We start from the raw sequence: 23,757 nt of genomic DNA, 5'->3' as shown, positions 1-23,757 counted from the left end.
CCCACCCCCTACTGGCCCCGGATGGCCTGCCGCCAGAAGGTGAGGAAGCGCAAGCGCTCCTGCGGGTCCAGGTTCTTGAGGATCTCCTGGGAAACGGGGATGGCGTAGACCTTGTCCTTGCCGCCCACGGCCTTGTACAGGGCCTGGGGCGTGGCCTCGCCCACCACCGTCTCCCGCCTGGCGAAGATCAGGGCGGTGTAGGCCATGAGGTTCTGGCCCCGGAGGGAAAGGAGGTAGTCCAGGAAGAGCTTGGCGGCGTTGGGGTTCGCCGCCCGCCGGTTGATGAAGGCCACCCGCTGGATGGCCACCGTCCCGTCCGTGAGGTAGACGATGCCCAAATCCTTCACCGTGCGCTGGCGCAGGAGGGCGTAGGAGCCGAAGAAGCCATAGGCCAGGTAGTGCTCGCCGGAGATGACCTTTTCAAAGGCCGCCCCGGTGGAGGAGTAGAGGGAAGCCTGGGCCCGGCCGAAGGCCCGCACCAGGTCCTGGAAGGCGGGGTAACGGTCGTAATCCGCCTTGAGGATGGTGAAGCCCACGGCGCTCCGCTCGGGGTCCCAGGTGGCCACGCGCCCCCGCATCCTGGGCTCCTGCAGGAGGCGAACCAAGCCCTCGCGGGTGGTGGGCACTTCCTCGGGTTTGAGGAAGCGGCGGTTGTAGACCACCACCCCCGGCTCGAGGGTGGTCCCATAGGCCAGGTTCTGCAAGCGGGCGTTGGCGGGCCAGTTCTTGGCCTCCGGGGAGTCGTAGGGCAGGGCATAGCCCTCGCTCGCCAGCTTCACCTGGAGCTCCATGGCGCTGGACCAGAGGAGATCGGCGCTCCTCGCTCCCGCTGCGGTTTCGCTCACAAAACGGTCGTAAATGGCCTGGGTGCCAAGGTCATTGTATTCAATCTGGATAAATGGGTAGAGGCGGCGGAAATCGTCCAAAAGCGCTTGGGCGCTCGCCTGGTCCGTGGAGGAGTAGATGATGAGACGGCCCTCCTTGCGGGCCGCCTCCACCACCTGGGGATCGGAAGCGGGGCGGGACTGCTGCCCCAAGGCCCATACACCGAGCAAAGCCAAAAGCCACACCGTTCGTTTCATGGCCATCACCTCCCAACTTAGGCCTACAAGGGGGACTATACGCCACCGCCCCCTTCAGGACAAGGTCGTTTCTTTTTTTTCCCGCTCGTTCGCTTCGGCGCAAACCCCTAGGGACGCCCGTTTCCGCCAAGGGGCGCGCCCTGGCCCTTGTCGGGCGGGGACGCTCGGGGATATACCGAAGGACATGGAACTTCTCCGCCCTCTCGTCCTAGGGCTCGTCTTGGGGCTAGCCTTCCACCGCCTGGGCCTCCCCGGAGGGGCGGTGGTGGGGGCCATGCTCGGGGCGGGTCTCTCCCAGGTGCTCTCTCCTACCCCATCGCCCGCACCAGCAGGGTTGGACCTTTTGGCCCAACTCCTAGCCGGGGTTGTCGTGGGCATGGCCTTCCGCCGGGACCTCCTCCAGGGATGGCTCCTGCCCTGGGCAACCCTTGCCGCCCTGGGCTTTCTGGCCCTGGCCCTGCTCTTGGCCTTCCTTTACGCCCGCCTTCTGGGGCTTAGCCCCCTTACCCTCTTCTTCGCCCTCTCCCCCGGCGGCATCACCGGCATGGGCCCCTTGAGCCGGGCCGAAGGGGGGGACGCTGGGCTCGTGGGTCTTTTCCACACGGTGCGGGTCTTCCTCGTCTTCCTCCTCGTTCCCCTCCTGGCCCGCCTCCTGGGCCTAGGTGCCCGGTGAGCGGGCTAACCGGCCTATAAGGACAGGAGGGCCATAACCTCCTCGCTTCGGACCAGGTCCGCCATGCGGCCCTCCATGCGCACCTCGCCTGTTTCCAAGACATACGCCCTGTCCGCCACCCTCCCCGTAAACCGGAGGTTCTGCTCCGCAAGGAGGACGGGCATGCCCTCCGCCTTAAGGGCCAGGACGAGGCGGGCGATCTCCTCCACGATAAGCGGGGCGAGGCCCTCCGTAGGTTCATCCAGAAGGAGGAGCCTGGGGTTAGTCAGGAGGGTGCGGGCGATGGTGAGCATCTGCTGCTCGCCGCCGGAAAGGAGCCCACCCCGGCGGTCCTGAATCTCCGCCAACCGCGGCAGGATTTGGAAGACTCGCTCCAGGTTCCAGGGGCCAGGCCGTGCGGCCACGAGGAGGTTTTCCCTCACGGTGAGCTCGGGGAAGATGCGGCGGTCGTCAGGAACATAGCCCAAACCCAGCCGTGCCCGCCGGTAGGGGGGCCAGTCGCTAAAATCCTGGCCATGGTAGCGCAAGCGCCCGGAAAAGCGGCGCACGAGGCCCATGACTGCCTTGATCAGGGTGGTCTTTCCGGCCCCGTTCCGCCCAAGAAGGGCCACCACCTCCCCCTCTTCCACCCGCAGGCTCACCCCGTGAAGGACGGAAATCTCCCCGTAGCCCGCCCGCAAGTCCTCCACCACCAGGCTCATGGGCTCCCTCCGAGGAATGCCGCCCGCACCGCCGGGTCGCCCCGGATCGCCTCAGGCGTGCCCTCCGCCAGCACCTGGCCTTGGTGAAGCACGGTGACCCGGTCCGCCAGGGCCAGCACCGCCTCCGTGTCGTGCTCGGTAAAAAGAAGGGTCACACCTTCTCGCCGCAACAGGTCGCCGATAAAGTCCACCATGCGCCGTCGCTCCGCCCGGGAGAGCCCAGCTAAGGGTTCGTCTAAAAGGAGGAGCTCGGGCTCAGCCACTAGGGCCATGGCCACGTCCAGGCGCTTGAGGTCTCCCAGGGGCAACTCGGCCACCCGGCGGCCCGCATGCGCCTCGAGGCCCACCTTGCCCAAGGCCTCCTCCGCTTTAGCCCTGGCCTCGGCAAAGCGCCCCAGGGGCATAAGCAGGTGAAAGGTGTGTCCGGTGTAGCCAAGCCGGGCCAAGACCACCGCCTCCAGAACCGTCATGGAGGCGAAGGGCTGGGCCCTTTGGAAAGCGATGGCAATGCCCATGCGCGCCACCTTGGGCGTGGGCCAACCCGTAATGTCGTGGCCCCGGAAGTACACCTTCCCTTGGTCCGGGACCAGGCGCCCGGTGATCACGTTGAAAAGGGTGGTCTTCCCGGCCCCGTTAGGCCCCACGAGCGCATGGAAGGATTTTTCCTGCACCTCCAGGGAAACCCCACCCAGGGCCAAAAAGCCCTGGAAGGACTTGTAGACCTTGTCAACTTTGAGGGACGCCACCGCGCACCCCCTTAAGCCTCCGCACCACTTCCTCCCCCACCCCGGCTAGCCCCTTGGGGAAGAAGAGCACGGTGAGGAGAAGGACCACCCCCAGGAAAAAGGGCCAGTACTCCGTTTGCGATTGGACCAAAACCCGGAGGAAGAGAAAGGCCGCAGCCCCTACCGCAGGCCCCAGGAAGACCCCACTCCCTCCCAGGATCGTGGCCAGGATGGCCTCCGCCGAACGGGTCCAGAAGAGGTACTCGGGGAAAACGGAACGCTGCAACGCCCCCTGAAGGGCCCCTGCCAAGCCAGAGAGGAGGCCGGAAAGCACGAAGGCCAGGAGAAGGTGGCGAAATCCCCCGATCCCCACGGCCTCAGCACGGGCCCGGTTGTCCCGAAGCCCCCGAAGGGCATAGCCAAAGGGCGACCGCTCCAGCAGGGCGAGGAACCCCACCCCCAGGGCGAAGGAAGCGAGGACCAGGTAGTAAAAGGGCAGGCTCTCCCCTAACACCCCATGGGGTCGCAAGTCCGTGATCCCGTTGTCCCCCCCGGTGAAGGCGTACCACTTGTGGGCCACGGCGTAAAGGAGCTGGGCGAAGGCCAAGGTCAGCATGGTGAAGTAGATGCGGGTTAGGCGCAGGCTCAAGAACCCGATAAGGACCGCCGCCAGGCCTGAGGCCAAAAGGGCGAGGGGTAGGGTGAGGAGAAAGGGCCATCCTGCCCGGCTCACCAGAAGGGCCATGGTGTAAGCGCCGATGCCGAAAAAGGCCGCCTGGCCGAAGGAGAGGAGGCCTGCCTGGTGGAAAAGGAGGTTAAAGGCCATGGCGTAAAGCCCTAGAATTAAGGCCTCGCTGAGGAGCTTGAGTCCATACTCGGAAAGGGCCGGACCCAGCACCGCCAGAAAGAGGAAGAGGAGGAGAAGCCTCATGTCCGCACCGCCGGTGGACGCCCGAGGAGGCCCCAGGGACGGAGGAGCAGGACCAGGGCCATGAGGGCGAAGGGGAAGACCATGGCCATCTCCGGAAGCAGGAGTATGCCAAAGGCCTGGAGAAGCCCTATAAGCACAGCCCCCAAAAGGGCGCCCCAGACGCTACCCAAGCCCCCAATCACCACCACGATGAAGGCCTGGATCACCGCGTCCACCGCCATACCTGGGGTGGCCGCTTGGAGAGGAAGGAGGGCCGCCCCACCCAGGGCAGCCAGGGCTATTCCCCCAGCGAAGACGGTGGTGTAAAGCAGGGGGACGTTGACGCCCAATGCCTCTAGCATCTCCCGGTCCTGGGTGGCCGCCCGCACCCACACGCCGAGGCGCGTGCGCTGGAGAAAGGCCCAAAGGAGGAAGGCCACCAAGGCAGCCAAGCCCACCAAGAAGAGGTAATAACTAGGGAAAGGGGTCCCCAGGACGAAAAGGGGATTGGCAAAGGCGGGGGGCATGGGGAAGGAGCGGTAGGCGGCACCAAAAGCAAAGCGCACGAGGTCCTCGAGGATAAGAAGGAGGGCGTAGGTGAGGAGGATCTGGTACTCCTCCGGCCTTCGGTAGATGGGCCGGATGAAGAGGCGCTCCACCAATGCCCCGATCACCACCCCCGCCGCCCCCACCAGCAAAAGCCCCTGCCAGAAGCCTTGTGCCTGGCCCTGGGCGAAGGCGTAAAGCAGGTAGGCTCCCAGCATGTAGAAGGAGCCATGGGCGAAGTTCACGATGCCCATGGCCCCGAAGATGAGGGAAAGCCCCACGGCAAGGAGGAAGAGGGTGCTGGCGTAGGCCAAGCCGGTAAGGAGCTGCAGGAGGTAGAAGCCCAGTTCCATGGCCTACCGCTTGCACTGCGTGGGGTAAACCGTGTCCGTGGCCGGGATGATGCGCATGCGGTCCAGGATGGCGAAGGGATACTCGGGGGTATGCTTGGTGTAGCCCCAAACGAGCCCCTCAAACACCTGATGGTCCTCAGGGCGCAGGCGCTTGCGCCCCTCGGGGGCGTCGTAGGTGAGCCCGCCATCGGCCTCAAAGGCCCGGCGCACCGCCTCCGCCTGGGTAGAACGGGCCTTCTGGATCGCCAGGGCGAGCATGTGCATTCCGGCGTAGGCCTCCTGGGCGTTGTAGCTGGGGTACTCGTTGTAGCGCTTGCGGTATGCCTCTACAAAGGCTCGGTTCCGCTCGGTGTTGGGGTAGAGGAACCAGTAGCGGGCCGAAACGAGAAGCCCCTCCGGGGCCTCCTTGCCCAAGGGTCCGAGGACCTCTAGGGCAGCCCCTACAGGGTTGACGAAATAGCGCACCTGGTTGAAAAACCCAAAGGCCTTCGCCTGGCGGGCGAAGATGACCATGTCCCCCGCCCACAGGGTGGAGAAGACCCCTTCCGGCCGCGCCCGCATCAGGGCGGTGATGAAGCTGGCGTAGTCCGTGGAGCCGAAGCGGGGCCACTGCTCGCTCACCACCTCCACATCGGGACGCAACTGCTTCAAGCGGGTGATGAAGTCCTGCCAGGAAACGCGGCCGAACTCGTAGTCAGGGCCGATGTTGGCCCAGCGTTTCACCGGTAAGGTGGCGGCCAGGGCCGCCGCCGCCCACGCGTCCATGCGGGCGTTGTTGGAGGTACGGAACACGTAGGGCCGGCACTGCTCCGTCAGGGTTGGGGTGGCCGCATGGGTGACCACCAGGGGGATTTTGTACTCGTCTGTGAGGGGCGCCACCGCCAGGGACACCGAGCTGGAGTCAACGCCAAAGAGAAAATCCACCTTCTCCTGCAGGATGAGCCTGCGGGCCTCCCTGACACCCACCTCCGGGTTCCCTTGGTCGTCCACCACGATGAGCTGCAAGGGACGGCCCAGCACACCCCCCCGGGCGTTGATCTCGTCCACCGCCAGTTGCGCCCCTTGCGAACCCGACTTTCCGTAGCCCGCAAAGTTGCCGCTCAGGATGAAAAGCGCCCCGATCTTGATGGGCTGCTGTCCCTGCGCCCACGCCAAACCGACCACCAAAGCCAAAACCCCGACCCACCTTAGGACCTTCATAGATCACCTCCTATCTCGCTCCCACGCCGCCGTCCACGGCGTAGACGCCTCCCGTCAGGTATGCGTTTTCCGGCTCCAAGAGGAAGGCTACCACTCTCGCCACCTCTTCAGGGCGAGCCAAGCGCCCCAAGGGGATCTCCTGCAGGATGGCAGGGCCAAGCCTCGGGTGGTTCCGCAAGCCCTCCGTCATCTCCGTTTCCGTCCAACCAGGGGCCACAAGGTTCACCCGGATACCCCTGTCCGCCCAGTCCAAGGCCAAGGAACGCGCGAGTCCCCAAAGACCCGCCTTGGACGCCGTATACGCAGCCAGCCGGGCCCCACCCCGGAAGCCCAGGACGGACCCTATCAGGACCAGGCTCCCAGGGCCCTTAAGCTCTTGGGCGAAAGCCCGGGCCGCCACAAAAGCCCCGGTAAGGTTTACGGCAAGCACCTCGTCCCACACCTCCAAGGGCAAGCGCTCAGCCCGGGTGAAGGCAGGGCTGGTACCGGCGTTGTACACCAAGCCGTAAAGCCCTTCCTCGTGGGCAAAGCGGGCCACCGCCTCGGCCAAGCGTTCCCGTTCCCGTACGTCCACGGCCATGCCCCAGGCGCCAAGCCGCTCAGCCACGCCCTGCACCCGGTCAGGGTCCCGCCCCGTGATGCCCACCCTCGCTCCCTGGCGAACGAGCTCCTGGGCCACCGCCAGGCCAATCCCCCGCGTGGCCCCCACCACCAACACCGGAAGCCCCTCAAGCCCCGGCATGCCGCACCACCCGCTTGGCCTTAAAGGCCGTGCGTTCCAGGGTACCGGGGGCCTCGAGGCGGACCCCTGGGGTCACCCCCAGGGCCTCCTTGAGGCGCTGCCGGATCCTATCCGCAAACCCTTCGCCGAGGTCCTGAGGACGGGCCAGCTCCACCACCACCGTGACCTCCCTGGCCACCCCATCCACCTCGAGGACCTCTATCCGGTACTCGCTGGACAATTCGGGAAAACCCCGCACCACCTCCTCCACCTGGCCGGGATAGAACTTGGCCCCGCGGTAGACCACAAGATCGTCCGCACGGCCCAGAATACCCCCCAACGCTCGGAGGTGCGTGCGGCCGCACGGACAAGGCTCTTTGGTGATACGCGCCAGATCCCCCGTGTAGTAGCGCACCAAAGGGGTGGCCTCCCGGGTGAGGTGGGTGAGCACCAGGACGCCCACTTCCCCCTCCGGAAGAGGCTCCTTACTCTCAGGATCCACCACCTCCACCAGGTAGTGGTCCTCGGCAAAGTGAAGCCCCTGTTGGAAGGCGCACTCCCCGGCAAAGGTGGGTCCCATCTCCGCCAAACCGTAGTAGTCGTAAGCGCGCAACACCAAACCCTCCTGCAACCGGCTCCGCGTGGCAGGGTTTTCCGTCCCCGCTTCTCCCCCGAAGGCCCCTATCCTTAAAGGGCTCTCTAGCCCCCTCTCCTTCAGCACCTCGGCCAGGTAAAGCCCAAAGGAGGGGGTAGCGGTGAGGGCCTTGGGCCGAAAGCGGGAGAGGAGCTCCAGGTGGCGTTCCGTCTGACCGGCACCCACCGGCAAGACGAAGAGGCCGAGCGCCCGGGCAGCGTAGTGCACCGCCATCCCCGCAACCCAGAGGCCGTAGCTAAACCCGTTGAGGAGCGTGTCCCCCGGCCGTAGCCCATAGGCGAAGAGCGTCCTGGCGGTTACCTGGGTAATGTTCTCCACGTCCCTTTCGCTCCATACCGTTCCCACTGGGAAGCCGGTGGTGCCGCTACTGGGGTGGTACTCCCTCCACTCCGACTGGGGAGCCACCGTGTAGCGCCCTAGGGGCGGGTGGAGGCGCTGCTCCTCCCTCAGCTCACCCTTGGTGACCAGGGGAAAGCGGGCAATGTCTTCCAGGTGCCGGATCTCCAGGGAAAGGCCAGCCCACTTTTCGCGGAAGAAGGGGCTTTCCCGGTAGAGGCGCTCCACCTGGAAGCGAAGGCGCTCCAGCTGCAAGGCCTCCAGCTCCCGCCGAGGCATGGTTTCCACTTCCGGCTCCCAGTAGGCCGCCATTTTGCCCTCCGCGCTTTGCGCCCACTATAGGGTTTTGGACAACCTATGTCAAGAGTGAACATTTATGTACGTTTATGGGCACCTTGTGCTAAACTGGGTCCATGCCCCCAACGCTTCCCTCCCTCTACACCCTGAGCGACCTCGCCCGGGCGAGCGGCGTTTCGCGGCGCATCCTACAGCACTATGCCCAGCTCGGCCTTTTGGAGCCCGGTGCCCTCACCCAAGGGGGGCGGAAGCTCTACACGGAATTCGCCCTCTACCTGGTTCAGGACATCCAAGACCTCAACCAACTAGGGTTTACCCTGGACGAGATTCGCCAGATAATGGCCCTTAAGAAGGCCATCTTCCACCCCGATGGAACCTACCGGCAGGACTGGCGTCGGGAGGAAATTCCCCTCTCGGACGAAGAGCTTTGGGCCATGTGGCGGAAAACGGGGGAAGTGCTCGCCAGCATAGAGCGGCAGGAACGGATGATCCGCCGCTTCTACCGCTTCCTCACCAAGCACTTCGCCCCGAAGGAGGTGCGGGATGGACTTCTCGTTGGACCGGGAGACCGAGGCGTTAAGGGAGAGGGTACGGGCCTTTCTGGAAGAACGGGTCATACCCCGGGAGCGGGAGGCGACGCCGGCGAACCTTGAGACCCTTACCAAAACGCTACAGCTGGAGGCAAGGGAGTGGGGGGTTTTTCTGCCCCACATGCCGAAGGAGATGGGCGGCCTGGGCCTCTCCTGGACCCAACTGGCGGTGGTCTTGGAGGAGGCGGGAAGGAGCCTCTTAGGCCCCAGGGCGCTCAACGCCGCCGCTCCCGACGAGGGCAACATGCACCTCCTCCACAAGGTGGCGAGCCCCGAGCAGAAAAGGCGCTACCTGGAGCCTTTGGTGGCCGGTGAGGTTCGCTCCGGCTTCGCCATGACCGAGCCCATGGGCGCTGGGGCTGATCCTACCCTCCTCAAGGCCACAGCCCAACGCCAAGGCCGAAAGTACATCCTGAACGGCCGGAAATGGTTCACCACAGGGGCCGAGGGGGCGGCCTTCTTCCTGGTCCTGGCCCGCACCGAGGAGGGTCCCACCCTCTTCCTGGTGGACCGGGAAAACCCGGGCCTCAAGCTGGTGCGCACCATCCCCACCATGGACCACTGGTCCGTGGGGGGGCACGGGGAGCTCGTCCTGGAGGCATGCGAGGTGGGCGAAGACGCCATCCTGGGCGAAGTGGGCAAGGGCTTCGCCTACGCTGAGCTACGCCTAGACCCCGCCCGGCTCACCCACTGCATGCGCTGGCTGGGCGTGGGGGTCCGGGCCACGGAGATCGCCCAAGACTATGCGTTGCGGCGGGACTCCTTCGGTAAGAAGCTGGCCGAACACCAGGGCGTCCAGTTCATGATTGCTGACAGCCACATAGAGCTCCACGCCGCCCGGCTCATGGTATGGCACGCCGCCTGGAAGCTGGACCGCGGGGAGAGGATCCGCCACGAAGCCTCCATGGCCAAGGTCTTCGTTTCCGAAGCGGTTGGCCGGGCCGTGGATCGCGCGGTGCAGATCACCGGGGCCCTAGGGATCAGCGAGGACATCCCCCTATCCATCTTCTACCGGGAGGTGCGTCCTTTCCGCATCTACGATGGCCCCAGCGAGGTCCACCGGGCCTCCGTGGGGAAGCGGGCCCTCTACAAGGGGCTTCGGCCATGAAGGAAGTACTAGAGGCCACGCTAAGGGATCTCCTAGGTCCAGGGGAGGTGGTCCGGCTCCAACGCCTGCCGGGAGGGGCCTCCAAGGAAGCGTGGGCGGTAGACTACCGTACGGGCGATGCGCTCCACCCCCTCTTCCTGCGGCGGGCAGCGGGGGGAGTAATCTACCGGGGCACCCTCAGCCTGGCCACGGAGTTCCGCATCCTCAAACTGGCCCAAGCGCACGCGGTGCGGGTACCAGAACCCCTGGCCTATCTTCCCGACATGGAGGGCCGAGAGGCGTTCCTGATGCGCCGCCTGGAGGGGGAGTCCATCGGCACCCGGGTGGTGCGGCGGCCGGAGTACGCCAAAGCCCGGGAGCAGCTTCCCTTGGCCATGGCGGAGGAGCTTGCGAAGATCCACACCATACCCTTGGAGAAGGTCTCCTTCCTCCCGGCCCCCGAAGCCCACCCTTGGCGCACCGCCTTGGAAACGGCCTACGAGGACCTGGACGCCCTCGAGGAGCCCCACCCCGCCCTGGAGTGGGGCCTACGTTGGCTTCAGGACCACCCTCCTCGGGAACGCCCCTTGGTCCTCGTTCACGGGGACTTCCGCGTCGGCAACCTACTGGTGGACGAGGAGGGGCTGGTGGCGGTCCTGGACTGGGAGTTCGCCCACCTTGGCGACCCCCGGGAGGACCTGGCCTGGCCCCTGGTGCGGGCCTGGCGCTTTGGGGAGGACGCCAAGCGCCTTGGGGGAGTGGGCGAGGTGGGGCCCTTCCTGGAACGCTACAACGCCCTCACCGGCCAGGACTTTGGGGAAAAAGAGCTCTTCTGGTGGGAGGTCCTAGGCAACGTGCGCTGGGGCCTCGGGGCGCTGAAGCAGGCCCGGAGGCACCTCAACGGGGAAGAGCGGAGCGTGGAGCTCGCCGTCCTAGGCAGACTTGCGGCGGAGATGGAGTACGAGGTCCTTTACCTTCTGGAAAGCTATGGATAGGCCCACACTGGACGAGTTGCTGGAGGCGGTGGCGGAGTTTCTGGAGCGGGAAGTCCTCCCCGCACTCACAGACCCCCGGCTTCGCTTCCAAACCCTTGTGGCCCTAAACGCCTTGGGTATTGCGCGGAGGCAGGTGGCCTTAGGGGAGGACCTTGAAGCAGAGGAGCGCAGGGCCTTGACGGAGCTGTTGGGCGAGGAAGGGGAGGTGGACGCGCTCCTGACTTCCCTGGCCCTGCGCATCCGCCAGGGCCACGCCCCGCCTGGCACGTTCGCCTACCTCAAGGCCCACGTGGTCCGCAAGCTCAAAGTAGCCAACCCCAAATACCTGGAGCGTTACCCATGAGGAGGCGGCTTCTCCTTCTGCGCCACGGCGAGGTGGATTACTTTCCCCAAGGGAAGCCCGTGCCCCCGCAAGGGGTGAGGCTGACCGAGAGGGGGAGAAAGCAGGCGGAGGCGGTAGGGAAACTCCTTCGGAAGGTGCCCTTGGACCTCGCCGTCCACACAGGCCTGCCCCGCACCGAGGAAACCCTTGCCCTCGTCCTTAAGGGGCGCACGGTCCCCGTGGAGGCCTGGCCAGACTTCCAAGAGATCCGCCCAGGTAGGCTTAGAGACCTAAAAGACGCAGAGCGGGCCTTCCGGGAAGCGTTCCATCCCAAGGACCTCTCCGAGCGCTTCCTGGGCGGGGAACGGTACTCCGACTTCTTGAACCGGGTCCTCCCCGCCTACGAGCGCCTCCTAGAGAGACACTGGGACACCGCCCTCCTGGTGACGCACGGAGGGGTGATCCGGGCCCTCCTCAGCTTTGCCCTCACCGGGCAAAGAGGCCTCCTCCCCCTGGAAGTGCACCCCTGCGGGCTCTCCATCCTGGACCTGGGGGAAAAGCCTCTTCTGCGCCTCCACAACCTCACCCCGTACGAACTCCTCCCCAAAACCCGCCTCTCCACCATGGAAGCCCTATGGCTGGCCTACCGGACGCCCTAGCGCCACACCCCCCTTTCCCGGAAGTAGCGCACAGCCCCCTCGTGGTAGGGCACCTTGCCATTCCGGGAGCGGACAGCGTTATCCAGGGTGGTGTCCCGGGCAGGGGCCACGGCAGCGTACAGGGCAGGGAGGTTCTCAAAAACGGCCCTCACCATCGCGTAGGCCACCTCTTCGGGAAGGCTCGCTGGGCAGACGAAGAGATTCCAGAAGGTAAGGGTAGGGGTATCGTACCGCGTGTTGTAGACACTTTTTGGAATAATCCCCGTGTCTACCACACCGGGAAAGCGTCGCTTGAGCACTTGCACCGGGGTGCTCTGCGGGGGCAGGGGAACGAGGAAGAGGCGCTTCCCCTTCCGGGCGAGGCTACCCGCAAGCTCCAGAATGCTCCCCGTGGGCAAGCCACCAGACCAGAAGAAGGCGTCCAGGTTCCCCTCGGAGAGCATCGGGGCCGCCTCCGCCACCCGTACCCGCTCCCACTTGCCAAAGTGGAGCTTGGGGTCAAAGCCAGAAATGGCCGCAGACATAAGGAGGCGGGCCTCGTATTCAATGATGCCCCCGGCCACCTCGGTGGAAACGCGCTTTCCCTTTAGGTCTTGCAGGACGCGGATGCCGCTATCCTCCGTGGTGACCACGTGGAAAAAATTGGGGTACATGGTGAAAAGGATGCGTACGGGCGCGGGCTTTCCTTGGAAACGCTCCTCCCCTTGGAAGGCCAGGAGAGCCGCATCGGGCAGCACGGTGCCGCAGTAGTAGAGGCCCCGGGCAGGGTCCGTACGGTCCCGGAGGAGCATGAGGTTCTCCATGGACCCGCCGGACTGCATGGCCTGGGCTTGGACCACGCCGGCCTTGTTGAGGATCTCCGCCACTGCCGTCCCGTAGTAGAAGTAGACCCCGCCCACACCGCCCGTCCCGATGACGATCTGGGGCTTTTGCGCAAGGGCTACTCCCCAAAGGGCCAAAACCCAAAGCCACCGCTTCATGGCACCCCTCCGGTTGGAGGGGAGTTTACTGAGAAAGGAGCCGCACCACAAGCCCCTCCTTGTCCAAAAGCGTTCCATTGGGCCACCTTATGCTTACACTTGAAGGCGTCAAGGAGGGCACTTTGGGCTACTGGTCAAACCTCGTTCTAGAGGAACGACCTCGGCTTAGGCGGTGGGAGCTTGGGATCACAGCGCACCTTTGAGGCTAATGCAATGTCCCCTGGCCAGCTCCCAAGGGCACCGGTGGGGCCCCTAGCGCAAACCGCCGGGGACCTCTTGCGCTTCCTCCACCAAGAGGCTCAGGTCCTCCTCGAGGCGGCCCCGCAGGTCCAGGACCCGCCCTAAAGGCAAAGGGGCATCGGCAAGCCCTGGGGCTAGCCGCAGGCAGAGGGTGAAGGCCTCTCCTAGCGTGCCCTTCTCCGGGTTGGGCCGTACCTCCACCCGCAGGCGTTGCCCCTCCCGGTCCACGAGGAGCCCCACCACCCTGAAGCGTCCTGGCGCTAGGGGGGGAGGCTCCGTGGTGTAGATCTTGGCAAGGAGCGTCTTCCCCAGGTCCAAGGAACACCCCTCCGTGCGGGGATAGAGGAGGACGGGCACAGGACCCCCTCCCGGGTTTCGCCGCAGGAAAGCCTGAAGTACCCCGGGTAAGCCGGCCCTGGCCTTGGGGGCCAGGCCATTCCCGGGCACCCGGTACGTGCGGTCCAGAACCTGCACCGAGGGAAAGTGGCCAGGCCCCTTGGGCGGGGAGGCCACTCCCTGGAGCAAAAGGATGGCCTGGAAAGGGGGTGGCTTGGCTTGCTCCATGGCACCAGTCTACCGCTCTACCCCGCCCTTTCGGGCCTGACTAGCAAAGCAAAATCGCCTCCGGGGATGTGCGTGTGAAGGGTAACCTTCGCGGCGCAACCCCCTAGAGGGTGATCACCTGGTCCACCCGGCCAGCCAGGGCCCGGTAGAGGTCCGGGAAACACCCCACCTCCACCCCCTCCACCACGTGGGCCGCCACCCGGCATTCCCCAGGCACCTTCCGCCCCTCCCCCGTGGGCGTGCACCAACGGGCCTCCCCCTCCGCAAGCCCCCTCTCCAGGGCGCAAAGGTCGCACATCATGAGGAGGATCCCCTTCTCCTTGGCCACCTTCGCCAGGCGCTCCCCAATGGGGTTCCCCCGTTGCAGGACCAAGGTGTTGTCGTCAAAGAAGAAGATCCCCACCACCTCCGCCCCGTGCACCCCCGCCTCCAGTTGGGGCAGGATCATCTGCCCGAGCTTGTGGCTCGCCGCCCGAGGACTCGCCAAAACGTAGGCTACGCGCATTAGAAACCTCCTTGGTTCCTAGGCCTCCAGCGAAGAAGCCTGTCCTCCAACTTGCCGAAAAGGAAAAAGAGAAAAAGGACAAACAGGACGATGAGGGTAATGAGGGCCAGGGAAAGCCGGGCGTTGTAGGTGCTTTGGGCGAAGGAAAGGAGATAGCCAAGACCCCGGCTCGAGGCCACGAACTCGCCCACCACCGCCCCCGTGAAGGCAAAGCCCACCGCCACCTTCAGGGAAGACAGGACCCAGGCCGAAAGGGAGGGCAGGTAGACCTCCCGCAGCAACCAACCCCTTCCCCCACCTAAAGTGCGCACCCGCTCCAAAAGCCGGGGATCCACCTGCTTCACCCCGCTATAGACGGCGAAGAAGATGAGCACCGCAACCAGGATGAGGCTTAGGGCCACCTTGGAAGCCAGGCCGATCCCCAGCCAAATGACGAAAAGGGGCGCCAGGATGACCCGCGGGATGGCGTTCAGCAGGAGCATCAAGGGCTCCAAGAGGTCCGAGAAGAACGGGCTGAAGGCGGCCATCAGGCCCAAGACGCCCCCGAGGAGGATACCGCCCCCTAGGCCCAGAAGGGCGGCGGTGAAGGTGGCCTGGAGGTGGGGGAGGATCTCCCCCGTTTGGAAGAGCTCCAGGAGGGTGAGGACCACCTGGTGGGGCGGGGGAGCGTAAAGGGGGTTCACCCAACCGAGGCCTGCCAGGACTTCCCAGAAGAGAAGGAGCCCTATGAGCACTAGTAGGCGACGCATGGGGAAACCTCCTCCAGATCCCGCCAAAGCCTCTGCAGAAGGGAGCCGAACAGGGGTTCCGCCCTTACCCCCACAGGGTCTCGGGGCCGGGGGAAGGGAATGCGGTACTCCCGCACCATCCGTGCCCTTGGCCCCTTGGAAAGAAGGTAGATGCGGTCCGAAAGGGCGATGGCCTCCTCCAGATCGTGCGTGACCAGGAGCACGGCGATGCCTTCGGCTTCCACCAGGCCGAGGAGGTCCCGGGTCACCTGGGTCCGGAGAATGGCGTCCAAGCTGGCCAAGGGCTCGTCCATGAGGAGGAGGCGGGGTTTGATGGCCAGGACCTGGGCCAGGGCCACCCGTTTCCGCTGCCCTCCAGAAAGCTCGTGGGGAAAGCGGTCCCCAAGGCCCGCAAGGCCCAGGCGGGAAAGCCACGCATCCGCCTCGGCCAACGCTTTCCCTTTCGCCAGCCCCCGGATCCTCAGCCCCAGGGCCACGTTCTCCCGGGCGGTGCGCCAGGGCAAGAGGGCGTCCTCCTGGAAGAGGAAGCCAAGTTCCTCCGCGCCAAAGTCCCGCTCCACCTCCCCGGCCTCCGGCCGAAGCAGGCCGGCGATGGCCCGCAGAAGGGTGCTCTTACCGCTCCCCGAGGGGCCCACCAGGCTGACGAACTCCCCCTTTCCCACCTCGAGGTCCACCCCCTCCAGGACGGGGACGGGGCCATAGCCCAGGCGAAGGCCTTTAACCCGTAGCACCGACCACCTCTAGGTCCAATAGGCTCTCCACCTTGAAGGAAGGGGGTAGGAGCCCCGCCTCCACCTGGCTTTCCGCTACCCTCCTGGCGGCCTCGAGGTCAATGCGCACGCTCGTGGGGTAAAGGTCCTTGCGATACCGCTGGATAACGGCCTTAAGCCGCTCCTCGTCCCCGCCCGCAATCAAGGCCTTGGGAAGGGTGTCGGCGATGAGGCGGGCGTCCGCCGCGTGGACAAAGCGGAGAGCCTTTTCCAGGGCGCGCGCCATAGCCTTTATTTCCCCAAGGCGCGCCTCCCGCTCCTCCCGCCGCACCGCCACCCCCATGAACTCGTAAGCCCCGCCCAGGTAGGCCTGGGCCTGCTTGAGGTCCATGAGGTTCACGATCTCCCTTCCTCCCGCCTCCTTGAGAAGGGTGAGGGCTGGTTCCTGAACCATCCCCACCTCCACGTGCCCCGCCCGAAGCGCCTCGTACAGGTTGGGGCCCAAGGTGGCGTACTGCACCCGCCTGGGATCCACCCCAGCCTTCTTCAGGAGGTAAACCAAGAGCACGTGGTCCGCGTTGCCCAGGGCGGAGATGCCCACGGTCTTGCCCTGAAGGTCAGGGACGCTCCGGACCGTGCTCTTAGGCCCGGCGGCCAGGGCAAAAAGGGGAAGCCTCCCCGTGGAAAGGACGCGGACGATGGGCGCCCCTTGCCGGTAAGCCTGCAGGGCGGCGTCCAGGCTGGTGGCGGCGTAGTCCACTGCCTTGCCCACCAAAAACTGGAGCGCTTGCGCTCCCCCCCGGGCATAGACGAGCTCCACCTCGAGGCCTTCCTCGGCGAAATAGCCCCGACGTTGGGCTACCTCATAGGGAATGATGCAGAGGAGCTGGGAGCAAAAGGCAAGCTTTATCCGCTTCTTTCCCCGTTGCGCTAGGCTCAAACCCCCGAGCGCAAGCCCCGACAACCCCTGGACTACCTTCCTGCGGTCCACGCAGCAGTCCATACCCATAGGGTGGTGCCTGAGCTTCATCTTGTCAAGGGTATAAAGCACGCCCATCCAAAGGAAAGCCCGCCCCTTGGGGCCAAAGGAAGGGTTAGCAGAGAAGCCACCCAGCCCCGGGGGAATGCAGAAGGCTTGATGACACACCCCTGAAGGGAAACGCATAGGGTGGGGTCCATGGACCTCCGCCTAGCCCTTCCCCTGGACCAGGTCCTACCCCAACGCAACCAACTGGAGGCGCTCGGGGTGGGCCTCGAGGTCTACCTGGACCCAGAGCACCTGGAAGACGACGCCCTTTTCCACCGCCTGGCCCAGGAGCTAAAGGAACCCGTTTCCGCCCACCTTCCCTTCTGGAACCTGGACCTCCTCTCCCCCGACCCCGAGGTGCGGGCCCTCACCCTAAGGCGCCTCCTCTTCGGCCTGGAACGAGCGGCAGAACTGGGCGCAGACCGGACGGTCTTCCACTCGGGCATTCCCCATGGCCGGACCCCCGAGGAGGCCCAGGCCCGGGCGGAGCGCCTGGCGGAAAAGCTCAGGGCGGTGGTACGGAGGGCGCAAGCCTTGGGCATCCGCCTTCTCCTGGAAAACACCCACGAGCCCAGCCCCGAGGCCTTGCAACCCCTTCTCGCCGCCTACCCAGAAGCCCTGGGCTTCTGCTTTGACGCCGCCCATGCCCGGGTGTTCAGCGCCACCCCAAAGCCCGAGCCCTGGCTTGCCCTCGGACCAGAGCACCTGCACCTCAACGACACCGACGGGGTCTACGACCGCCACTGGAACCTCGGGCAGGGGGTTTTGGACCATGCCCGCTGGCTCCCTCCCTACCTTAGCCTTCCCCTGGTTCTGGAGGTGCGGGGGGATCCCCGGGCTTCCCTGGCCTACCTGGCGCGCTTACGCCAAGGGCTTGACGTTTCCCTGACGGAGGACCGGTAGGGTGGCCCCCGTGGAACGGGTTCTCACCCAGGAAAAGGGCGGGGCGAGGCGGTATGCCCTGGAGCCCTTGCCCTTCCTCCTCCCCGCCTACGGCCTCTTCCTCCTCTTCCTCATCCTGCCCGTGGGGGAGGCCCTTTGGCTTTCCCTCCACCAGGAAAACCTTTTCGGGAAGGGCCGGGAATGGGTGGGGCTAGCCAACTACCTCGAGGCCCTCTCCCGCCCCGAGTTCTGGAAAAGCGTCCAAACCACCCTGGTCTTCGCCCTCATCACCGCGCCCCTGGAGCTCCTCCTGGGGCTCCTCGCCGCCCTCTTGGTTTACCGCCCTTACCCCGGCGTGACCCTCTTCCGCACCCTCTTCTTCCTCACCACCGCCGTCCCCACCGCCGTGGCCGCGGTGGCCTGGGGATGGTTTCTCCACCCCGTGGGGGGGTGGGCCAACCGGACCCTAGCCGCCCTCGGCCTCCCTCCCCTTCCCTGGCTCACCTCCCCCGAGCTGGCCCTGCCCACCTTGGCGGTGGTCACCGCCTGGGCCGGGGTGGGCTTCACCGCCATCCTCCTCACGGCGGGGCTCCAGAACATTCCCGAGGAGGTCCTCGAGGCGGCCACCGTGGACGGGGCGGGCCCCTGGACCCGCTTCTTCCGCATCACCCTCCCCCTCCTCTCCCCCACCCTCTTCCTGGTGGGGCTCCTGGTGGTGCTCAAAAGCCTCACCGCCTTCGGGCAGATCCACCTCCTCACCCGGGGAGGACCCGCCGAGAGCACCATGGTCTGGATTTACCGAGTTTACCAGGACGCCTTCTTCAACTTCCAAGTACCCTTGGCGGCTTCCGAAGCCTTCCTCCTCTTCCTCCTCCTCCTGGCGCTTGCGGCGCTCCAGTTCTGGCTTTTGGGCCGGAGGGTGCACTATGCGTAAGCGCTTGAGACTTCTCCCCACCTACCTCCTCGCCACCGCCTACGCCTTCCTCCTCACCCTTCCCCTCCTCACCCTACTTTCCGCAAGCCTCCGGAGCGAGGGGGACCTCTACACCCCCACCCTTCTACCCCCAAACCCCACCCTCGCCCCCTACGCCGAGGCCCTGGCCAAGTTTCCCCTGGCCCGCTTCCTCCTCAATAGCTTCCTCGTTTCCACCGCCGTGACCCTGGGGGTCCTGGCCACGAGCCTCCTCGCCGCCTACGCCCTCACGCGGCTACGCTTCCGGGGCCGGGAAGCCCTCTTTGGCCTAGCGGTGGCCCTCCTCCTGGTTCCCGGGGAGGTAACCTTCTTGCCCCTTTACCTCCTGGTGGACCGCCTTGGGTGGCTGGACACCTACTGGGCCCTCACCGTCCCCTTCCTGGCAAGCCCCTTGGGCGTCTTTCTCCTCCGCCAAACCCTGAGGACCATTCCGGAGGACTACTTTGACGCCGCCCGCATAGACGGGGCCACCCACGGGCAGGTCCTGCGCCACGTGGCCCTGCCCCTCACCGCCCCCGCCCTTGGCGCCCTGGCCGCCCTCACCTTTATCGGTACCTGGAACATGTACCTCTGGCCTCTGGTGGTCACCAAAAGCCGGGAGATGCAGACGGCTCAGATCGCCCTGAACTTCCTCCTGAACGAAGAGGTGGCCCGTTGGAACGTGGTGGCCGCGGGAGCTGTCCTCGTTCTTCTCCCTACCCTGTTCGCCTTCCTGCTCGCCCAAAGGGCCTTCATCCGGGGCATCGCCCTGGGCGGGCTGAAGGGATAAAGGAGGTGGCGTATGCGGACATGGTTCTTGGGATTGACCAAGGTTAGCGCCTTGGGATGGCTCCTCCTAGCCCCCGTCCAGGCGCAACGGGTGACCGTGGAGTTCTGGCACTCCATGGGCGGGGTGTTAGGAGAGGCCACGGAAAAGCTCGTGCAGGAGTTCAACCGGAGCCAAAACGCTGTCCAGGTGAAAAGCCAATACGTGGGGAGCTACGACGACGGCATCAACAAGCTCCTCGCCGCCCTGCGGGCAGGCCGGGGCTACCCCCACGTGATCCAGGTTTACGATATCGGGGCCCGGATCATGGCGGACTCCGGGGCTGTGGTGCCGCTGGAGGATCTGGCCCGAAGGGACGGGTTTGACCTGGACCGCTTCCTGCCCCAACCCAGGAGCTACTACACCCTCGAGGGTAAACTCTACGGCCTCCCCTTTAACTCTTCCAACCCCATCCTCTACTTCAACATGGCCGCTTTCCAGGAAGCCGGAATCCCCTACAGGCCGACCTGGTCCCTAAAGGACCTGGAGGAGGCTGCCCGCAAGCTCACCAAAAAGGACGCCCAGGGGCGCACGGTGCGCTACGGCCTCTCCATCCCCATTGACTCCTGGTTCGTGGAGCAGATCTCCTACAACTCCGGCGAGTACTTCTGCAACAACGAAAACGGCCGCAAGGCCAGGGCCACGGCGGTGACCTTTGACAACGAGGCCGCTGTGGCCTTCCTGGACACTTACGCCCGCCTGGTGCGGGAAGGCGTGGCGGCCAACACGGGCCGGAACTGGGCTGACTCCCAAAGCCTCTTCGCCCAGGGCCAGGCGGCCATCGCCGCCTACTCCACGGCGAGCCTCACGGGGGTTCTTCGCCAGGTGGGGGGGCGCTTCCCCCTGCGCACCGCCTACTACCCTTACCTGCGGGAACGGAACGGGGTGGCCATTGGCGGCGCAGCCCTTTACGTCCTAAGGGGCTTCTCCGAAGGGGAAACCCAGGCCGCCTGGCGCTTCGTGCGCTTCCTCTTGGAGCCCAAAACCCAAGCCCAGTGGCACCTGGACACCGGCTACTTCCCCGTGGTGAAGGGGGTGACCGAACTTCCCGAGGTGCGCCAAGCCCACGTGCGCCAGCCCAACTACACCACGGCGATCCAACAACTGGGTACCAGTAAGGTCAATAGCGCCAGCGCAGGGTGCTTGATGGGCGCTTTCCCCGAGATCCGCCAGTACGTGCAGGCCGCTTGGGAGGAAGTCCTCCGGGGCAAACCCGCCCGGGATGCCTTGAAGGAGGCCAAGGCCCGGGCGGATGCCGCGCTGGAACGCTATAACCGGAGCGTGGCAAGCCGCTAACAAGCCGCAAAAAGCCGCCCCGGGCTAAGCCCGGGGCCTTTTCTGATGGCCTCCTGACACCCGGCCCCTACCCTTAGGGCATGAGGATTCTGGTGACCAACGACGACGGCATCTTTAGCCCGGGACTGTGGGCCTTGGCCGAGGCGGCAACCCGCCTGGGGGAAGTCTTCGTGGTGGCCCCGGAAACGGAGCAAAGCGCCACGGGGCACGCCATCACCATCGCCCATCCCGTGAGGGCCTATCCCCATCCCGCCCCCTTGCCGGGGCCCGATTTCCCCGCCTACCGGGTCCGGGGAACCCCCGCCGACTGCGTGGCCTTGGGGCTACACCTCTTTGGCCCCATAGACCTCGTGCTATCGGGGGTAAACCTGGGGACCAATCTGGGGCACGAGATCTGGCACTCCGGCACGGTGGCCGCCGCCAAACAGGGGCGGCTCTTTGGCCTCTCCGCCGCCGCCTTTAGCGTGCCCCTAAACGGCAGAACCCCAGACTTTGAGCGCCTGAAGCCATGGATCGTGCGTACCTTGGAAACCCTCCTCCGGCTCAACGCTCCTTTCTTGGTGAACGTGAACCTTCCCCTCGAGCCCAAGGGCTTCCTCTGGACGCGGCAGTCGGTGCGGGCCTACGAGGGGGTGGTGGTGCCGGGGGAGGACCCCATGGGCAGGCCCCTCTACTGGTTCGCCGCCAAGCCCCTCCAAGAGGCGGAGGAGGGGACGGACCGCTGGGCGGTGGAGCAGGGTTTTATCGCCGCCACCCCCTTGCGGCTGGACCTCACGGACGAAAAACGCCTGCAGCCAAGCCTAGCCCATGATTAGCGTCCTCATCCCCACCAAGGGCCGCCCTGGCCTTTTGCTAGAGGCCCTGGGCTCCCTCCTTCGGCAGACCTTCACGGCCTTTGAGGCCCTGGTGGTGGAGGACGGGGAGGGGGAGGGCCTCGAGGCGGCCTCCTCCCTCCAAGATCCCAGGATCCGGGCTCTTTGGAACCGGGGCCGGGGGCAGGTGGAGGCCCGCCTCACGGGACTGGAGGAAGTCCAAGGGGAAATCGTCCTCTTCCTGGACGACGATGACCTCCTCCTCACCCCCACCTACCTGCACCGGGTCTGGCGGGCCCTCGGAAGAGGGGAGGGGGTAGCCTACGGGGAAGGGGTCCTCCTCGTAGGCCTCGAGGTCCTCCCCTTTGCCCCGGGGGAGGCGGGGGAGTGGCTTCTCCAGGACAACCGCATCCTGGCCTCCGGCACAGCCCTACCCCGGGCCACACTCCTCGCCTTGGGCAGCCTTGACCCCAGCATGGGGGACTACTGGGATTGGGACCTTTGGCTCCGCGCCCACCAGGCGGGCCTCCCCTTCCACTACCTGCGGGGCCCCAATATCGGCGTTCGGGTCCACGGGCAGAACCAAAGCTACGGGAAACGTATAGAGGAAAGGGCCTTCTACCTGGCGCGCCTCCGGGCCAAACACGGCCTACCCCCTACCCCCCTCAAGGACCACCTGCGGCTCCGCTAGCCCTCGCAAGCCCGGCAGGAGAGGAGAAGGTCACGGCTATAGGCCTGGGCAGCGCTGGCGCTGAACTGGTAGTAAAGGCTCTTGAGGCCAGAGCGCCAGGCGTGGAGGACAAGCTCGTTTACATCCTTGGGCGGAGCTTCGGGGTGGATCACCAGGTTCAGGGACTGCCCCTGGTCAATGTGCCGTTGCCGGGCCGCAGCCAGGTTCACCAGGGTCTTCTGCGAAACCTCGGCGAAGGTTTTGAAGACAGCCTTTTCCTCCTCGCTCAGGAAGTCCAGGTGCTGCACCGAACCGTTGTGCTCCAGGATGCTCCGCCACACCCTTTCCTCGTCCTTGCCCTTCTCCCGGAGGAGCTCCTCCAGAAAGGGGTTTTTGAAGGGAACCCGTGCCTTTTGCAGGTCCTTGAGGTAGTAGTTGCTGGTATAGGGCTCAATGGAAGGGGATACCTGGCCGAGGATGAAGGAACTGGACTTGGTGGGAGCGATGGCGAGAAGGGTGGCGTTGCGCCGTTCCATGACCTCGGCCAACTCATCTTCCGGATGGCGGGCACGCAGCCACCGGGAAGCCTCTTCTGCCCGCTCCCGAATGGTTTTAAAAATAAGGTTATTGAGGAAAAGGGCATCGGCGCTCTCCAGGGGAATGCCCTTGGACTGTAGGTAGCTGTGCCACCCCAGGACCCCTATCCCAATAGCGCGGTACCGCTTGGCAAACCGCACGGCCCGCTCCATGTAGGGGATGCCCTCCGCCTTCTCTATGAAGTCGTCCAAAACGGAGTCCAAGAAGATGACCAAGGTCTCCACAGCATCCGTGTCCTTCCACTCATCAAAGTGGAGTAAGTTTAGAGAGGAGAGGCAACACACGAAGCTCTCCTCCGGACTGGAGGGGAGCATGATCTCCGTGCAGAGGTTGCTGGCGTAAATCGTCTTACCCAGCTTGCGGAAAACCTCGGGAGCCTGCCGGTTGGCGTTGTCCCGGAAAAAGATGTACGGGATACCCACCTCCGCACGGCTTTTGAGGACGGCGGCCCAGCGCTCCCGCTTTTCCCGATCCCCGGCAATCATGGACTCCAACCAAGCATCCCCCACAGAAACGCCCCAGAAAAGGGACTGGATCTCGGAGTTTTCCCGTTGGATACGGGTCCACTCCCAGAAGTCAGGGTGCTCTATGGGCAGGTAGGCAGCGCACTGGCCGCGACGGGTAGAACCTTGGTTGAAGACCTCAATCACCCGGTCAAAAAGGCTGGCGAAGGCATAGGAGCCGTTGCTCTCCCCGTTATCGCGGATGGGGGCCCCTCGAGGCCGAAGCTCCCCAAGGTAGACCGAGGTTCCGCCCCCCTGTTTGCTCATCATGCCGATCTCCGCCACCGCCCGAAGGATGGAGGCGGTATCGTCCTCCACGTAGGTGCCGTAGCAGGAGATGGGAAGCCCCCGCTTGAGGCCATAGTTGGCCCAGACGGGAGTGGCCAGCGAATACCAGCCGTAGGCCACGTAGCGCGCAAACTTCTCCGCAAAACCCGGGATCCCCGTAAGCGCCTCGGCCCGGAGGGCGATCTGACGCACCCGCTCCTCCACGCTCACCCCGGGAAGGAGGTAACCGCGGCTCATGTAAAGCCGCGTCCACTCGTTGACCCAGTACCAGGGCTTGTACTCCCGCTTTACCGTTACCATGGCG

General features: G+C 65.3%; 27 protein-coding genes. 12 read left to right on the top strand and 15 right to left on the bottom strand.

The features are described from left to right. Positions 1 to 8: 8 nt before the first annotated feature. Positions 9 to 1,082, bottom strand: a complete 1,074-nt coding sequence (locus L0C60_RS00975; RefSeq protein WP_234507944.1) for an ABC transporter substrate-binding protein — start codon at positions 1,080 to 1,082, stop codon at positions 9 to 11. A gap of 184 nt (positions 1,083 to 1,266) precedes the next feature. Here L0C60_RS00975 and L0C60_RS00970 point away from each other — a divergent pair, with 184 nt between their 5' ends. Continuing rightward, positions 1,267 to 1,755 carry an AbrB family transcriptional regulator gene (locus tag L0C60_RS00970; RefSeq protein ID WP_234507943.1) on the top strand — a complete coding sequence of 163 codons (489 nt, stop codon included), beginning with the start codon at positions 1,267 to 1,269 and terminating at the stop codon, positions 1,753 to 1,755. 14 nt (positions 1,756 to 1,769) lie between these two features. Here the strand turns inward: L0C60_RS00970 and L0C60_RS00965 are convergent, their stop codons facing one another. From L0C60_RS00965 to L0C60_RS00935, 7 genes are read right to left on the bottom strand one after another with little or no spacing between them, the layout of a single operon-like run. Further along, the gene (locus L0C60_RS00965) at positions 1,770 to 2,456 is read right to left on the bottom strand and encodes an ABC transporter ATP-binding protein (protein WP_234507942.1); all 687 of its coding nucleotides are present in this window, start codon (positions 2,454 to 2,456) and stop codon (positions 1,770 to 1,772) included. Next, positions 2,453 to 3,202, bottom strand: a complete 750-nt coding sequence (locus L0C60_RS00960; protein ID WP_234507941.1) for an ABC transporter ATP-binding protein — start codon at positions 3,200 to 3,202, stop codon at positions 2,453 to 2,455. Before L0C60_RS00960 ends, L0C60_RS00965 begins: the two co-directional genes overlap by 4 nt. After that, positions 3,183 to 4,112, bottom strand: a complete 930-nt coding sequence (locus tag L0C60_RS00955; RefSeq protein ID WP_234507940.1) for a branched-chain amino acid ABC transporter permease — start codon at positions 4,110 to 4,112, stop codon at positions 3,183 to 3,185. Before L0C60_RS00955 ends, L0C60_RS00960 begins: the two co-directional genes overlap by 20 nt. Continuing rightward, complete coding sequence (locus L0C60_RS00950) at positions 4,109 to 4,990, bottom strand: branched-chain amino acid ABC transporter permease (protein ID WP_234507939.1); 882 nt, start codon at positions 4,988 to 4,990, stop codon at positions 4,109 to 4,111. Before L0C60_RS00950 ends, L0C60_RS00955 begins: the two co-directional genes overlap by 4 nt. Before the next feature lie 3 nt (positions 4,991 to 4,993). Then, on the bottom strand, positions 4,994 to 6,190 hold the full coding sequence (locus tag L0C60_RS00945) for an ABC transporter substrate-binding protein (protein ID WP_234507938.1): 1,197 nt from the start codon (positions 6,188 to 6,190) through the stop codon (positions 4,994 to 4,996). A 10-nt stretch (positions 6,191 to 6,200) separates the two neighbouring features. Next, complete coding sequence (locus L0C60_RS00940) at positions 6,201 to 6,932, bottom strand: SDR family NAD(P)-dependent oxidoreductase (RefSeq protein WP_234507937.1); 732 nt, start codon at positions 6,930 to 6,932, stop codon at positions 6,201 to 6,203. Further along, positions 6,919 to 8,214 (bottom strand): phenylacetate--CoA ligase family protein, encoded by a 1,296-nt coding sequence (locus L0C60_RS00935; RefSeq protein ID WP_234507936.1) that lies wholly within the window; start codon positions 8,212 to 8,214, stop codon positions 6,919 to 6,921. The genes L0C60_RS00940 and L0C60_RS00935 overlap by 14 nt, the downstream gene beginning before the upstream one ends. Before the next feature lie 101 nt (positions 8,215 to 8,315). Here L0C60_RS00935 and L0C60_RS00930 point away from each other — a divergent pair, with 101 nt between their 5' ends. The 5 genes from L0C60_RS00930 to L0C60_RS00910 are packed head-to-tail and all read left to right on the top strand — an operon-like array spanning position 8,316 to position 11,852. Next, positions 8,316 to 8,852: a MerR family transcriptional regulator gene (locus L0C60_RS00930; RefSeq protein ID WP_234507935.1), complete on the top strand. Its 537-nt coding sequence runs from the start codon at positions 8,316 to 8,318 to the stop codon at positions 8,850 to 8,852. Beyond that, positions 8,743 to 9,897, top strand: a complete 1,155-nt coding sequence (locus L0C60_RS00925) for an acyl-CoA dehydrogenase family protein (RefSeq protein ID WP_234507934.1) — start codon at positions 8,743 to 8,745, stop codon at positions 9,895 to 9,897. The genes L0C60_RS00930 and L0C60_RS00925 overlap by 110 nt, the downstream gene beginning before the upstream one ends. Next, entirely contained in the window at positions 9,894 to 10,871 is a 978-nt protein-coding gene (locus tag L0C60_RS00920) for a phosphotransferase family protein (RefSeq protein WP_234507933.1), read from the top strand. Before L0C60_RS00925 ends, L0C60_RS00920 begins: the two co-directional genes overlap by 4 nt. Continuing rightward, entirely contained in the window at positions 10,864 to 11,214 is a 351-nt protein-coding gene (locus L0C60_RS00915; protein ID WP_234507932.1) for a DUF6285 domain-containing protein, read from the top strand. Before L0C60_RS00920 ends, L0C60_RS00915 begins: the two co-directional genes overlap by 8 nt. Beyond that, positions 11,211 to 11,852: a histidine phosphatase family protein gene (locus L0C60_RS00910; protein WP_234507931.1), complete on the top strand. Its 642-nt coding sequence runs from the start codon at positions 11,211 to 11,213 to the stop codon at positions 11,850 to 11,852. Before L0C60_RS00915 ends, L0C60_RS00910 begins: the two co-directional genes overlap by 4 nt. Here L0C60_RS00910 and L0C60_RS00905 read toward each other — a convergent pair. The 6 genes from L0C60_RS00905 to L0C60_RS00880 all read right to left on the bottom strand — a co-directional run bounded on the left by L0C60_RS00905 (position 11,849) and on the right by L0C60_RS00880 (position 16,630). Then, positions 11,849 to 12,832, bottom strand: a complete 984-nt coding sequence (locus L0C60_RS00905) for a TAXI family TRAP transporter solute-binding subunit (RefSeq protein ID WP_234507929.1) — start codon at positions 12,830 to 12,832, stop codon at positions 11,849 to 11,851. The two genes, L0C60_RS00910 and L0C60_RS00905, sit on opposite strands and share 4 nt — an antisense overlap. 252 nt (positions 12,833 to 13,084) lie before the next feature. Beyond that, positions 13,085 to 13,636 carry a hypothetical protein gene (locus L0C60_RS00900; protein WP_243092390.1) on the bottom strand — a complete coding sequence of 184 codons (552 nt, stop codon included), beginning with the start codon at positions 13,634 to 13,636 and terminating at the stop codon, positions 13,085 to 13,087. A gap of 103 nt (positions 13,637 to 13,739) precedes the next feature. Continuing rightward, positions 13,740 to 14,141 carry a SaoD/DsrE family protein gene (locus L0C60_RS00895; RefSeq protein ID WP_234507925.1) on the bottom strand — a complete coding sequence of 134 codons (402 nt, stop codon included), beginning with the start codon at positions 14,139 to 14,141 and terminating at the stop codon, positions 13,740 to 13,742. Next, positions 14,141 to 14,890: an ABC transporter permease gene (locus tag L0C60_RS00890; RefSeq protein ID WP_243092389.1), complete on the bottom strand. Its 750-nt coding sequence runs from the start codon at positions 14,888 to 14,890 to the stop codon at positions 14,141 to 14,143. Before L0C60_RS00890 ends, L0C60_RS00895 begins: the two co-directional genes overlap by 1 nt. After that, positions 14,875 to 15,621, bottom strand: coding sequence for an ABC transporter ATP-binding protein (locus tag L0C60_RS00885; protein ID WP_234507921.1), 747 nt, complete (start codon positions 15,619 to 15,621; stop codon positions 14,875 to 14,877). The genes L0C60_RS00890 and L0C60_RS00885 overlap by 16 nt, the downstream gene beginning before the upstream one ends. Beyond that, complete coding sequence (locus tag L0C60_RS00880) at positions 15,608 to 16,630, bottom strand: ABC transporter substrate-binding protein (RefSeq protein WP_234507919.1); 1,023 nt, start codon at positions 16,628 to 16,630, stop codon at positions 15,608 to 15,610. The genes L0C60_RS00885 and L0C60_RS00880 overlap by 14 nt, the downstream gene beginning before the upstream one ends. A gap of 147 nt (positions 16,631 to 16,777) precedes the next feature. Between L0C60_RS00880 and L0C60_RS00875 the strand changes: the two genes are divergently transcribed. The 6 genes from L0C60_RS00875 to L0C60_RS00850 all read left to right on the top strand — a co-directional run bounded on the left by L0C60_RS00875 (position 16,778) and on the right by L0C60_RS00850 (position 22,086). Further along, complete coding sequence (locus tag L0C60_RS00875; RefSeq protein WP_234507917.1) at positions 16,778 to 17,530, top strand: sugar phosphate isomerase/epimerase family protein; 753 nt, start codon at positions 16,778 to 16,780, stop codon at positions 17,528 to 17,530. A 10-nt stretch (positions 17,531 to 17,540) separates the two neighbouring features. After that, the gene (locus L0C60_RS00870; RefSeq protein WP_418952993.1) at positions 17,541 to 18,443 is read left to right on the top strand and encodes a carbohydrate ABC transporter permease; all 903 of its coding nucleotides are present in this window, start codon (positions 17,541 to 17,543) and stop codon (positions 18,441 to 18,443) included. After that, a complete protein-coding gene (locus L0C60_RS00865) occupies positions 18,436 to 19,251 on the top strand; it encodes a carbohydrate ABC transporter permease (protein WP_243092388.1) in 816 nt (271 codons plus the stop codon). The genes L0C60_RS00870 and L0C60_RS00865 overlap by 8 nt, the downstream gene beginning before the upstream one ends. Positions 19,252 to 19,263: 12 nt before the next feature. Further along, a complete protein-coding gene (locus L0C60_RS00860) occupies positions 19,264 to 20,583 on the top strand; it encodes an ABC transporter substrate-binding protein (RefSeq protein ID WP_234507914.1) in 1,320 nt (439 codons plus the stop codon). 80 nt (positions 20,584 to 20,663) lie between these two features. Then, positions 20,664 to 21,398 carry a 5'/3'-nucleotidase SurE gene (gene surE / locus L0C60_RS00855; RefSeq protein ID WP_234507912.1) on the top strand — a complete coding sequence of 245 codons (735 nt, stop codon included), beginning with the start codon at positions 20,664 to 20,666 and terminating at the stop codon, positions 21,396 to 21,398. Next, entirely contained in the window at positions 21,391 to 22,086 is a 696-nt protein-coding gene (locus tag L0C60_RS00850) for a glycosyltransferase family 2 protein (protein WP_234507910.1), read from the top strand. The genes surE and L0C60_RS00850 overlap by 8 nt, the downstream gene beginning before the upstream one ends. Here the strand turns inward: L0C60_RS00850 and L0C60_RS00845 are convergent. After that, positions 22,083 to 23,753: a ribonucleoside-diphosphate reductase subunit alpha gene (locus L0C60_RS00845; RefSeq protein ID WP_234507908.1), complete on the bottom strand. Its 1,671-nt coding sequence runs from the start codon at positions 23,751 to 23,753 to the stop codon at positions 22,083 to 22,085. The two genes, L0C60_RS00850 and L0C60_RS00845, sit on opposite strands and share 4 nt — an antisense overlap. Positions 23,754 to 23,757 lie beyond the last annotated feature (4 nt).

Source organism: Thermus hydrothermalis (assembly GCF_022760925.1).
GTDB lineage: Bacteria > Deinococcota > Deinococci > Deinococcales > Thermaceae > Thermus > Thermus hydrothermalis.
Note: the sequence above shows the minus strand (reverse complement) of the source record. Positions and strands in the feature narration are given on the sequence as shown.